The organism is Ruegeria sp. AK4, assembly GCF_056541025.1.
On record NZ_JBQFXS010000001.1, the window covers coordinates 248,929 to 261,459 of the forward strand.

A 12,531-nucleotide genomic window follows, 5' to 3' on the forward strand; every position below is an offset into this window, starting at 1 on the left:
TTTTGCGAAAGGGTCATCATGTGGATCTCGGTGCAACGAATGCTCTGTGCCAACAGCAGTCTCTTCGTCCGTCTCTTCCCCATGAAGGTTCGTGAACACAGCCCAAAAACAAAGTACCACGACCACCCGTTCGCGGAAGAAACTCGCGGCCATCGAGAAAATCAACATGATCCGAAAGGGGCAGATTGCACTTTCGACAATAGCTTTCCGTCAATTTGCAGAGGTCGACTATTATTTCCGCCTGCTCATAGCGATAGTTTCAAAAAAACACCAAAGTTTGCGATACCACCCATCTTCCGTTTACATGGTCGGCGAAAAGGCCGTGCAGGTCATTCTGGAGGACGCCTAACAAAACACTTTCATAGAAGGAGGCCATCATGGCACATAGCGTCGAATCCCTCATGGACTTGAGTCAGGAGGAGCTGGACGAATTGTTCTCCAGCGTGGCGGCCGGGGATATTCCCGACGGTGAGGCTGAAGGGACTGCCATCGTGGCTCCAGGCACCAGGTTCACACCACTGATCTCGCGCTTCATAAACAGCTTTGCCTGGCAGGGTAAAGTCTTCGACCAGCAGAAAGGCGTGCTACGCAATCGCATCCTGCCTTTCGGGCTCAATGCGATTCTGGCGAAAGTCTACAAGGACAAAAGCTGGCTTGACGGAAAAGAGTGCATCGTGCTGGATTACTCCGAAACGTCGCTTCTCGCGCAATGGATTCGCGACGAAATACGTGCCGTTGGTCCCGGACTCTATCTGGGTAAAGTCTATTGGGACGACAATCGTTTGATCGATTTTGCGCTGGACTTCAATGCCGATACAGCATCGCCCTGAATCTGGTAGACACATCCCGCCATGACACAGCAAAGCACATTTCTGATCTTGGCCCCAGTCGACGAAGGGCGCATTGAGGATCTGCGTGCGCTGCTGTCCGAAATGGTACTCAAACCCGGGTTGGCGAACCCTGAGAACCCGATTGTACCCTTTGCAGAATTCGATCGTCTGCACGTCGCGCGGTTCTTCCTTACTCAGGTCGACACATGGCGCGACATCGAAGCCTACAATGTGGAAGCGCGTCCATTTCCACCGCATCTGGCCTTTCTGGGCGACATTGACGGAGATCGGGACAGCTTTCTGGACGAGTTGGCAGATCAGGCAGGCGAAGGTTTGCGGCGGATCTTTTCGCATTGCGAGGGCTTCCGCGAAGACACGGACCTGAGCGATTGGATGGCTCGGTACAACGTGGTCGAGGCCGCCAATTACGTGAACATGCGCGGCCGCACCGTGCAGCAGGTTCGCGAGGAAGCTGCGCTTGCCCAGGCACTGAAATCGGAGTTGCGCGCGCTTGTCGAGGCGTATGGCGCGGATGATGCCATTCTGTTGCACGAGCGTTTGCAAGAATTCGTCTCGACCGAACAGCGGGCAGGGCGTCTGCGCCTGACGCCGCCGCAACCAACGCCATTGCCGCAGGCCGCCGTCGATTGGATCGAGAAGATCGCTGTGCCGATGCTGCTGCTGGCTATTTCGCCTCTCGTGCTGTTGGCCTCGCCGCTGCTGCTTTGGTGGCTGCGTCGACTTGAACGGTCGGACCCCGAAATCCTGCCGCGCCCGGACGACGCACATGTCGCCGCTATGGGCACCTATGAAGATCATGATGTTACCAACCCCTTTACCGCAGTTGGCGATCTAAAGCCCGGTGGTTTCCGGCGCGCGATTACTACGGTCGCTCTGTATCTGCTGAATTACGCTGCCAAGCATATCTTTTCGCGCGGCTATCTGACCCGCGTGCAGACAATCCATTTCGCGCGGTGGGTTTATTTCGACAACAAACGCCGCGTGATGTTCTGCAGCAACTACGATGGGGCATTGGAAAGCTACATGGACGATTTCGTTAACAAGGTCGCCTGGGGGCTCAACCTCGTGTTCTCGAATGGTGTCGGGTATCCAAGTACGCGGTTTCTGATCAAGGATGGGGCCGAGCAAGAGAGCAAGTTCAAGCGGTTCCTGCGAAACCGTCAGCAAGCCACCCCGGTGTGGTACAAGGCCTATCCCGGTCTGACGGCTATCGACCTCGACAGGCACTCTCAGATTCGTGCCGGACTTGAGCGGCGGCCCCTCGGGCTGCGGGCATTGCGAAAATGGCTGACAAAAATATGAAGAAAAACGGGGATATCACGGTCACACGGCCTGACTTTTCTGACATGCAGGGCTTGGTCCGGTTCGGTCATGGCAAGCTGACGGAAGCAGAGTTCCTGCTGCTGACAATCTCCGACGCGCAGACCGCGCGGGATTGGTTGACGACCGCGCCGATCACATCAGCCGAATGGATGGACACCCCCCCGGAAACGGCGCTGCAAGTCGCATTCACAGCAAACGGATTGCAGGCGCTTGGTTTACCGGCCGAGGCCCTTTCGCAGTTTTCGCAGCCGTTCCTGGCCGGGATGGCAGGCGAGGAAAGCCGCATCCGGCGGCTTGGTGATACCGGCGGGAACGCGCCGGAGAACTGGGTCTGGGATGGTGTTGAGATCCACGTTCTATTGATGCTCTATGCGCGCGAGGGTGGGCTGGAGGCCCTGAAATCGACTTTGCTGGAAGGCATTTTCAAAGATGCGTTCGACATCGCCCATTCACTTCCAACGCGCGCAAATGACGGCATTGAACCTTTCGGATTTGCCGATGGGATCAGCGAACCAAAAGTGGATTGGGACCAACAAAGCCCGCCGCCAAAACATGGCCGCGAAAAATACGCCAACCTGATCGCACCCGGCGAAATCGTTTTGGGCCATGTCAATGAATACAAGGAAGTCTCACTTGCCCGGCAGATCAATGCTGGCGAGGGGGATCACGACTTCGGGTGTAATGGCACCTACCTGGTCCTGCGCCAACTTGAGCAGGACGTGACGGGTTTCTGGCAGTATCTGGATACCGCGGCAAACGGGGACGCGGCGCGGCGCGAGGCGCTGGCGACCGCCATGGTGGGCCGCGCGCGGGATGGTACGCCTTTGATCAAGGGCCGACGCGAGATTGAGGGCGGGCGAAAGGGGAACGATTTCACCTACGAGGATGACGTCGACGGCGTGGTCTGCCCCGTTGGTGCCCATATCCGGCGGGCCAACCCACGAACCGGTGACCAGCCACCCGGCGTTGATAGCCGATGGGCCTGGCTTACCAGCACCCTCGGGTTTCGACGTAGACGCGATGGCCTGCCGGGCCGACACGATCTTGTTGCCTCGACACGGTTTCACCGTCTTGCCCGTCGTGGACGTGCTTATGGCCCGCCGCTATCTCCCGAGAAGGCGCTCTCGGACACTCCCGACACCCAAGAAGCGAGAGGGCTGCACTTCATCTGCCTCTGCGCCGATATCACGCGTCAGTTCGAATTCGTCCAGAACGCATGGATGTCCTCTCCTACCTTCGATGGTCTGCATGGTGAGGCGGACCCGATCGTCGGCAGCCGCGAACCCGTCGGAGGCGTGCCATCAGACAGTTTCAGTATCCAAAACGCGACCGGCATTGCCGAGCGGCTTGAAGGTATGCCCCAATTTGTGACCGTTAAGGGCGGCGGCTATTTCTTCCTGCCCAGCATGCGCGCGTTGCGCTTTCTCGCAGGGCAGAAGGACTAGGAGATATTTATGCGCGCCATCCTTCTTGTTATTCGCCGTTTCTTGCACTCTCTGCTTCAGATCGGGTTGCACTTCGAACGCAGGCTAGAGCCGTTTTTCCGCCCACAGCTTAACCGCCTCTTACGCGACCCGGCGGCCCGGTTCCTTCAGCGCCACAAGAATCGCAGGCGTCCAAACCACGGGCTTGGTCTGGCTGAGGAGAAGATATTCGACTGGGAAGAAGAGGCTTTGCAAACGATCATCGATGAGATGCGCGAGCAGATGAATCTGCATTTTCAGCCCGGCGCCTACGAACGCGGCGGTAATACAAAAACGCATGGGTTGGTACGCGCGACCTTTACGGTGAACTCCGATTTGCCCGAGCACCTGCGCAAAGGCGTGTTCGGTGATGAACGAAGCTATCCGGCCTATATTCGCTTTGCCGGACCCGGCCCCGACGTGCCCGAAGATATCCGCGATGTCGGCTTCGGATCGATGTCGGTCAAGCTCATGGACGTTCCTGGCCCGAAGCTGATGGAAGAAGAGAAATTCACGCAGGACTGGCCCGCTGTCGTCACGCCGACTTTCGTCACGCCGGACGTGCGTGAGAATGCCAAGTTGCAGTACTGGAGCACCATCGACGAGCCGATCTGGTATTTCCTGAACCCCAAGGACGCGCACCTGATCGACTTTCTCATGCAGGGTCTGTGGAACGAAACGCAGTACAATCCACTGGGCCAACGCTACTATAGCTGCGTGCCGTATCTGCTGGGCGAAGGGCAGGCAATGCTCTACTCCTACAAGCCGCTAACGGATGTTCCGATGACCATTCCCGGCGTCCCGTTCGGGCGTGTGCCTCCGAACTACCTGCGCGACAACATGGCCCGCGCGCTGCGCGCGGGTCCCGCCGAGTTCGAGATGATGGTCCAGATCCAGACCGACCCGCATCTGATGCCCGTTGAGGATGCCTCGGTGCTGTGGCCTGAAGAAAAATCGCCTTGGATACCGGTCGCACGCATCCATATCCCTCAGCAGGAATTCGACACGCCTGCACAAATGTCCTTTGCGCGGAACCTGCGTATCAACCCCTGGCATTCGCTGCCCGAACACCGCCCATTGGGCAACCAAAGCCGGGCGCGGCGGCGAATGTATCAGGAATTAGCGGCGTTTCGCCAGAAAATGAACAAGGCTGACCACGTCGAACCCGACGGGACAGAGACGTTCGAGTGACAATATCGCTGACCCGTTGCAAGTGATTGGAACAGCCAGATGCAGCGTTTCACCTCGGGATCAAACACCTAGGGTGATGCGAACCGCTCAAACATTTCCGGCAACAGCGTATTTCGGTAGAGGCCTTCAAAGTCTGACGGACGGATGGCAGCTGGCTGACCAGCGCGGGCGAGCATGCGGAAGAACGACTCCCATTGCTTGGTGGTGAGATCATCCAAAGCGTTCTTCTCTGCCAAGAGCGCCATGAACTCTTCCTCGGGGATCAGATCGTCGTCATGCTTTGCAGCCAAGTCAGTCAGTGTCCCCATATAGTCCGCTAGCAGATCTTCATCGATCATGCCGTTTTCATCATAGACCATCGTGCGTTTGCCGGGGCGGCGTTTCGCCATCTCTTTCAGGGGAATGCCACGACCCAGAAGGAGGTTTTTTAGCCCGCCGAATTTGAAGGTCGATCCAAGGGTCAGAAACAGCGCCCGAGACCCGCTCGTTTCAAACGTTTGCCAACCTTTCAGGTTCTCCGGCAGCCCAGCACGAGAAATGTCGTTGCCCAGGTTGAAGGGAAGGATATGCTTTTCCATATCCGTCAGCTTAAGTTGCACGCCTTCGCGTTTTTCGTCCTTGCGATAGCCTCTGAGTTGATTCACCTCCTTCTGCGTTAAAATCCACTCGCTCACAAAGCCAGGATGCTCGGGCGACTGGTAGCCGGGCCAAGGGTACCTTTTCTCTTTCAGAATAGCCTTGGCCGCTGCAATCAGTTCGACGCGGGTGACGCCATCGGGATCTTTGGTCAGTATGTCGCGGGCGAAGACACGGCCGTTACCTTCCAAGTCGGCGAAGACGGCGCCATCGGTTATGTCGACGATATAGACCGTGCCCCCATGTGCCACGCGGATCAGTTGGTTGGGCACATTGTCATTGAAATGCGCATCCTTCCACGGGTCACCAAGTCCCATGTCGCGAATATGCTGATCGCCCCACGTGATGATGCCAGTGGATTCGAGCGGATGCTCGTCCGGCGCTTCGGCTGCGGAGGTGCCGACATATTCGTACGTGTTGACCGTTTTTCGGCTCTCTAGCCAATCGCGCAGTTCTGGGCAGTGCAGGTAGAGCAGCTTTTCCTTATCGACGGCTTCTACCAGATTGATGGCTGTCCAACTGACTTCGTCCGGGCGCCATTTCTCGGTGAGATAAGGGTTTTTGCGGATGCGGCTGGTGGCTTCCTGCACGAAGGTCTGAAAGCCTTCGTTGGTGATCGCCAGACCCTCAGGCCTATGCTCGTTCAAGGTCAGCCCGATGATTGCATCCAATGTTTCAATGCCCTCAGGGTAGAGTTCTTTCAGCTTTGAAATCGTCGCTTTGGACGTCTCGCTTGATGGATCAAGGAATAGGTGCTCCCACTTCTCGCTTGGCGGGATGTTGTGGGCACGCTGATAGTCTGTCCAGAAGGGCGTGCCACGCTCGCGGTCTTTGCGGATTTCCTGCTCCAACATGTTCATGACACCTTCTTCGGTCGCCATGTTCCGGAAGAAATCGGCCGTATTGCCTGCAACGGGTGCACCAAGGCGGGTATTCATCATGTAATAGTAGACCGCTCCCAGGCCCTCATCCTTGAGGAATTGGTGGCCATCGAGCTCGCGCAAGTTCATCATGTTCACTTCGCGCGTGCCGTCCTTGGCGATCTCTCCAATGGGCGGGCACTTCAGCTGATCAACCCAGATTTGGTGGCCAAAACGGTAGGCTTTGCTGAAGAAGTTTCCTTTTATCTCGGGCTTGTTCTTCTCGACGTTCCCAGCGGCAATGCCGTGAGCCACTGGATCCGTGCCTTGCTCAGGCCGGTAGATCTTTTTGTCGAAATGCGGCCGCTTGCGTTCCGCGCGGCCGAACAGATTGGCGTTCAGCCCGTTGACCACGGCTTCATTGGCAAACAGCGTGTGTGTCCAGGTGCCGGTGTGGATTTTCACATAGGTCATGGTGACCACGCGCCGCGCGATCTGGAAAATCTGATTATCTGACCAATTTGGATAACGCTCCTTCAGAACCTCCGCGACCCAATTGTGATGGCGCGCATAGAGCGTGTGTTCGGCTTCCAACGGGGCCGTCATATTGCGCCCAAAGCCGGTAACAATCTGCTTTTGCAATGGGCCTTCTTCACTGACAGGCACGTCTTTCAGTGGAAGAAACCCGCCTGTACCATCTTCTTCAGTGTCTTCCAGATAGAGCTTACCGCCGGGCACTGGCGTGCCGTCTGGGAATGAGCGCACTTCTGCCAGCGTTTCGATATCGCTGCCATAAATGTGGCTCATGTCCCACCAGACAGTGGTGCCATGCATGCCTTCGCCATCTTCGCGCAAGGCATGCGGCGCATCGGACCGGCTCCAATCATATTTGACACCGAGCGCCGCCCATTCGCTGTCCGGGTCGATGGGGATCGCGTGTTTCAACGCATTGTCCGGCGCGGTTTGTGCCACGTCATGGACCAACTGCTGCAGGTGGGCGGCTGCATGAAAGCTGGCCGTCTTTGCTTCGATGGTTTTACCATTGCGATAGCCAAAAACTTTCGCAACATCCGCTTCGCTTGGCAGTTTTGAATTTTGGGATTGGTCTTGCGGGCGATAACCTATTTGAAGTCCGTGATCGACAAACTCTTGGCCCACACGGCCTTCCCCCGGCCCAAATTGTGTATCGAGATACGCGCCATCGGGAGAAAAGCCAGAATCCGCCCATTTGGGTATGTCGCCTTTGGGCAGCTGTCCGACGATGTCACCGCGTTCCCCGTCAGGGTCGCGCTCGCCCTTTTCCATCTGCGTGCGCGCATCGCCCAAAGCTGCGAGCCGCAGAATGCCAAGCTTGCGCTGCGTCCAACGGCCAGCATTGCCAGGCGTCGCGCCGGAATTCGCCCAGGCACCAACGGGACCGAGCGCCAGAGATACCAGAGAATCCTTGAAGTTTCGCGCCCTATCCAACAGCGATTTTTCGGGGATATGGTCTCCCGGTCGCTGGAAATCCGTGCACAAAACCCACGCGTCCTTGTGGCCGTCATAAGCCTTGGCAGGGTCGGTCTTTAAATAATCTTCCGTCAACGCGTTGGGCCGAAGGACACCCGCGCCGTTATTCCCATCCACCCGGTTCTTATCGATCTGTTGGGCCCAGAATGCCACAAGCTTGTGACTTGGGTCTTTCTGAACGGCCTTCTCGAACCAATCCGCCGCCGAGAGAAAGTCTCCCACATTGCGGAAAGCGTGCGCACCGAGGGCATAATCTTCCGCAGTTGCAAGACCCTCTTCGTGGCGATCGGCATATAGCTTTATGGCTGTCGAAAAGTTGCCTGCATTTATGTTCTCCAAAGGGTCTTCAGAGACAAGATCGACCCGCTGGTCGTGCTTTGCAGAGACAGGACACCTGGAAACGACATTCATTTCAACCTCCAACAAAACCTTGGGTTGAGGTGTGGCAGGACACCGAAAACCCTGAATGAGATTTAGAAACGTGACACCTACCAGCGGAAATTGGCTAGTGGGTTAGAGCTTATTCTAAATTACCCGGCTACTCAGGGCGACTATTTTTTCTGGCATGACCGGGGGGGCCTTAAATCTCGACACCCAGGGGCTCGGTTGCGTAATCCCTACCTAACGCGTGTCGGACCCTTTCCCCGCAGATGGGTGATCCCAAATTCAGCGACCGGTTTGGCACGATGCGGGGCGTTGATTATGAGACGCCGAAATGGCGGGTAATGGACCTGCTTTGCCGATTGCGGCGATGAAACACGTCCGCGCGCACGCCGTTGGGCTGCGGCATCATGGCGAACACTTCATCAAAGGCAAATGCCCGCCGTATTATCCCACCATGTCAGATGCGGTGGATGCAGTGATCGCGGGCAAGTTCGGGCCGGACGGCATCTACAAGAACGAGGCGCTGTTCGAGCGCATCTACAAGGGCGAATTCGGAGACAAGTATCTGGAAGAGGCGGGAGAATACAAGCAGGACGTGATCGACTGCGTCCGTGACATATGCACCTATATTCACAAAACCCATGGCCGCTTCCCCGCCCATTGCGAGGCCATCCATGCGCCCGGCATCTGGTTGCAGACCCATTGTGTCGAAAACGAGTATTACGACACCTATTTCGACAACGGCCTGACTGCCGCGCAACGCGCACATGACGACAACTGGGGGGTGTAACCTCAGAAACCGGCCAACTTCAGGCCTTCGAGGAAATGCTGTGTATCGGCTTGCAGTCGGTCGGGCTGAATGTCGGCCCAGCGGGACAGAGAGAAATTCGGATGCACGGCGCGGTGTTTGTCGGCGACCAACCGCGCCATTTCCAACTCGCCCAGTTGCGCATAGCTGGCTGCAAGCATGCGCTGACCCTCGGTGGGGTTGTGCATTTTGTTCACGGTTTCAATGACATCCCCGTAGCGCTTCAAGTTGAAATACGCGCCGCCCAGATGCCACAGATACTGGTCGGGGAAATACGGGTTCAGCCGCATGGCCTGCTTGAGGTGTGAGATCGCGCTCTCGTTGTCGCCGGAATGCGCCAGCGCATCGGCGAAATCCGAATGCAGGTCCGCGTCGTTCGGGTTCAGCGCCAAAGCCCGCTTATAGGACTGGATCGCCGAGTCATGTTCCTTGCGGTAAAGCTGCACAAAGCCCAACTCACCAAACCCGCGCGCGTCGGTCGGGTCCAGATCAATGGCGCGCTGGGCATAGGACAGCGCCTGATCCAGCGCGTTTTCAGCGCCATTGTCCCAGGAGTAGCGCCAGTTGATGTTCAGCGTCCGCGAAAGGGCTGCCGACGCGCGGGCATAGCCATCGTCGCGTTCAAGGGCAAACTCATAGCAGCTCTGCGCCCTTTGATTGTCGTTGCGGGTGTATTTGAAGATATAGTGCTGGCCCTTCAGAACCGCGCCGTAAGCCTCGAGGTCCGAGGGCGTGGCCTGCGCCATCCGCTGCTTTTCCTGCGACTCGATCATCACGGCGGCGGCGGCGACGATGCATTCCGTCACCTCGTCCAGAATGTCGAAAACGTCATCGATCTTGCGATCAAAGCGCTCGGCCCAGATGGTGCGTTCCGAGTTCACGTCGATCAGTTCGGTAGTGATCCTGATACGGCTTTGCGAGCGGCGAATGCTGCCACGGGCGATGTAGCGGACGTTCAGCCTGCGGGCGGCTTCTTTCGGCGGCATCGTCTCGGCCTTGAAGAAGAAGGACGAGTTTCGGGCGATGACGAACAGGTTTCGGAACTTCGACAAGTTCATGATGATGTCGTCGGTCAGCCCCTCGGCGATCCAGTTGTCTTCGGGTTCGCCGCTGGCGCTGGAAAACGGCAAAACCGCGACCGAGGGCATGTCGGGCCGCTGCATATTGCTCTCATGCAACTCGGGGCGCAGGGTTGCCGCCATCGTTGCGCCTTCGACCTCGCTGCGGACGCAATAGGTCGGCACCGGGGCCAGGATGTTCTTGAGGTGTTTCGGCCCAAGGAATTCATAGCCATAGCGTAGACGATTGCGGATCTGGTCGTACACGACTGCACTGATAAAGACCCGCTCGGGCTCGGCAATTTCTTGCAGGCGCGCGGCGATGTTTACGTTGTCGCCGTGAACGCCCCGCTCGTCGATCAGAACCTCGCCCATATGGACACCGGCGCGGAACTTGATCCGGTGGTCCTTGTCGCGCTTCTGATTGTGCTCGGCAGCAATGCGGTGCAACTCGACGCTGAACTCGACCGCGCTGGTTGCGGTGTCGAACAGGGCCAGAATGCCGTCGCCCCGAACCTCGACGATGTTGCCCTGATACTGGGTGCAGGTGTCTTCAAGCCTGGACAGCAGGGATTTTAGCGCGCTGTACGTATCAAGCTCGTTCTCGTTCATCAGACGCGAATACCCGACAACATCCGCAAACAGCACCGCGCCGAGCTTCTGCTTGATTTGTGTGTCTGGCCTGGTGTTTGTCACTAACGGTACTCGGTCGAGATTTTAGCAAGAGTTCAGGTAGTACGATGCCCCGATCTCATCCTGGGCGGTCAGAGGAAGCCCGTGTGCTTTACTTCCCGGCCCGCCTGTGATGGCGCAGGAAACTACCAAAACTGGGACCGACCACAGTTTCCTGCCATCGATCCGCCCATTCCGGTTTAAGGAATCCCCACCTGAGCATGTCATGAAACGGACCGCTTGCAAACCATGCTTTTCGAGGCGTTGCCAGAATGCCACTGCGTGTTTTCAACCGATTGGCGGGCGTATGGGAAACCTGATTCCGTGACAGATACGGCCTCTGATGCTAAGATTTAGTAAGCAGGGCAACGAAAAGTCTGCTCATATTTCGGGCAGACGTGCAGCTTTGTAAGGTTTCATAGGTTCAAGATTTTTCGCCATTAAAGATTTCGACAGGAGTTTGCGATGGACCAAACTGCAGAAAACACCCCGGCCCAGCTGATTGATGCCCGGCCAGAACTGCGGGTGTCCGAAAGCTCGGCGTGGCTTCGGGCCTATGAACAGCGGCAGCGTTTCATCGCCGCCATCGAAGCAGAACTTGCACGGCACAATGTCAAGGCGCTGGTGACAAAGTCGATCAATGGCGTTTACCCGCCCTGGCTCAAGGTCGAGGCATGGCTGCCGGACAATTCGGCCCGCCCCGAAGGCAGCGACCCGCGCGTGCGGTGCGAGATGCAGATCATCATCGACACCCGCCCGTATCACGAACACGATGTGGTCACTACGGCGCGGGCCGATGATGGCCGCAAGAAGATCGCCGTTTTCGACCGTCTGCATTTCGGCGAAAAGCAAGCGTCCGAATGGGTTGCCTACACTATCCAGAAAGGGCCGAAGCCAAGCGATTACACGCCCTGGCAGGACAGGCTTGAATCCCTTTTCCTGGCCTTCATTCCTTTTGCCAGAACCCGGCATTCCAATCGCATTCGCGATATCTATCGCAATAAGCTGCGGTTCTCGGGGCCCGGATTTCTGCTGATTGTGGGTGCCGTGATCGCGTTTATCGGGTCGTCCGCAGGTATCCTTCTTGTTCTCGGGTTGCTGGTGATCGCTGCCGCTTTGGTGATCCTTGCCCGGCGGCAGAAAAAGGTTTCGGTCATCAACACGCCCGACACGTCGCCCCGGGCGTTGTTGTCGGTGGATTCGTGGCAAACGGTTGTACCGCAACTGGGTGAGCGGTTGGCGGATATGAAGGGGCGTATCCTCAAGGCGCTTGGGGATCACGCCGAAGACGGGCTGATGGTCGAGGAAGAGACCTATGGCTTCAGAACGCCCCGCGGCTTTGAAGAGCGGGACCGCATCGTCGTCACCAAGGGGCAGGGCGTGGCGCAGATCCACATCTATCAGTTCGGCAAAGATATCTATGTCGGCTGGGAAAGCTTTGTGAACTGGGCGAAATGGGGAGAGACCAAGGCGATTTCCGCCCTGTCCGACATGACCTCGATTGTCGAGTTCCGGGCCGTGCAGGAAGAGCTGTACATCCCGAACCAGTTCGACCTGATCGACCTGAACAGCCTGTCCGAAGTTGTGCATCGGGACACCTCGGAAGTGGTCAAGGCGATGATGAAAGAGTTCAAGATCGATCAGGAGATCGACTTTCAGATCATCCGGGGCGATCGCGATAGTGCGCTGGACAAAGACCGCTTTGACAAGAGGAAGAAAAGCGAACGCAGCACCAAAACGCGGCGCTGGTCGATCCGCTAAACTGTTGGGTGCGTG

9 protein-coding genes are annotated in these 12,531 nt (G+C 57.2%); 7 read left to right on the plus strand and 2 right to left on the minus strand.

The annotated features are described in order from the left end of the window. The first annotated feature begins 91 nt into the window (after window positions 1–91). From ACR0EZ_RS01065 to ACR0EZ_RS01085, 5 genes are read left to right on the plus strand one after another with little or no spacing between them, the layout of a single operon-like run. On the plus strand, window positions 92–349 hold the full coding sequence (locus ACR0EZ_RS01065; RefSeq protein ID WP_480609913.1) for a hypothetical protein: 258 nt from the start codon (window positions 92–94) through the stop codon (window positions 347–349). Window positions 350–377: 28 nt separating this feature from the next. Continuing rightward, window positions 378–830 (plus strand): hypothetical protein, encoded by a 453-nt coding sequence (locus ACR0EZ_RS01070; RefSeq protein ID WP_480609915.1) that lies wholly within the window; start codon window positions 378–380, stop codon window positions 828–830. 21 nt (window positions 831–851) lie between these two features. Continuing rightward, window positions 852–2,153, plus strand: a complete 1,302-nt coding sequence (locus ACR0EZ_RS01075; RefSeq protein WP_480609917.1) for a hypothetical protein — start codon at window positions 852–854, stop codon at window positions 2,151–2,153. Next, window positions 2,135–3,619 (plus strand): Dyp-type peroxidase, encoded by a 1,485-nt coding sequence (locus ACR0EZ_RS01080; RefSeq protein WP_480609918.1) that lies wholly within the window; start codon window positions 2,135–2,137, stop codon window positions 3,617–3,619. The genes ACR0EZ_RS01075 and ACR0EZ_RS01080 overlap by 19 nt, the downstream gene beginning before the upstream one ends. 9 nt (window positions 3,620–3,628) lie before the next feature. Beyond that, window positions 3,629–4,828: a catalase family protein gene (locus ACR0EZ_RS01085; RefSeq protein WP_480609920.1), complete on the plus strand. Its 1,200-nt coding sequence runs from the start codon at window positions 3,629–3,631 to the stop codon at window positions 4,826–4,828. 68 nt (window positions 4,829–4,896) lie between these two features. Here the strand turns inward: ACR0EZ_RS01085 and ACR0EZ_RS01090 are convergent, their stop codons facing one another. Continuing rightward, a complete protein-coding gene (locus tag ACR0EZ_RS01090) occupies window positions 4,897–8,244 on the minus strand; it encodes a peroxidase family protein (RefSeq protein ID WP_480609921.1) in 3,348 nt (1,115 codons plus the stop codon). A gap of 304 nt (window positions 8,245–8,548) precedes the next feature. On the opposite strand from ACR0EZ_RS01090, the gene ACR0EZ_RS01095 reads away from it, so the two are divergent. Then, the gene (locus ACR0EZ_RS01095; RefSeq protein WP_480609923.1) at window positions 8,549–9,007 is read left to right on the plus strand and encodes a hypothetical protein; all 459 of its coding nucleotides are present in this window, start codon (window positions 8,549–8,551) and stop codon (window positions 9,005–9,007) included. A gap of 2 nt (window positions 9,008–9,009) precedes the next feature. Here ACR0EZ_RS01095 and ACR0EZ_RS01100 read toward each other — a convergent pair whose 3' ends face one another. Further along, entirely contained in the window at window positions 9,010–10,779 is a 1,770-nt protein-coding gene (locus ACR0EZ_RS01100; RefSeq protein ID WP_480609924.1) for an adenylate/guanylate cyclase domain-containing protein, read from the minus strand. Window positions 10,780–11,220: 441 nt separating this feature from the next. On the opposite strand from ACR0EZ_RS01100, the gene ACR0EZ_RS01105 reads away from it, so the two are divergent. Continuing rightward, window positions 11,221–12,516, plus strand: coding sequence for a hypothetical protein (locus ACR0EZ_RS01105; protein WP_480609926.1), 1,296 nt, complete (start codon window positions 11,221–11,223; stop codon window positions 12,514–12,516). Window positions 12,517–12,531: the final 15 nt, after the last annotated feature.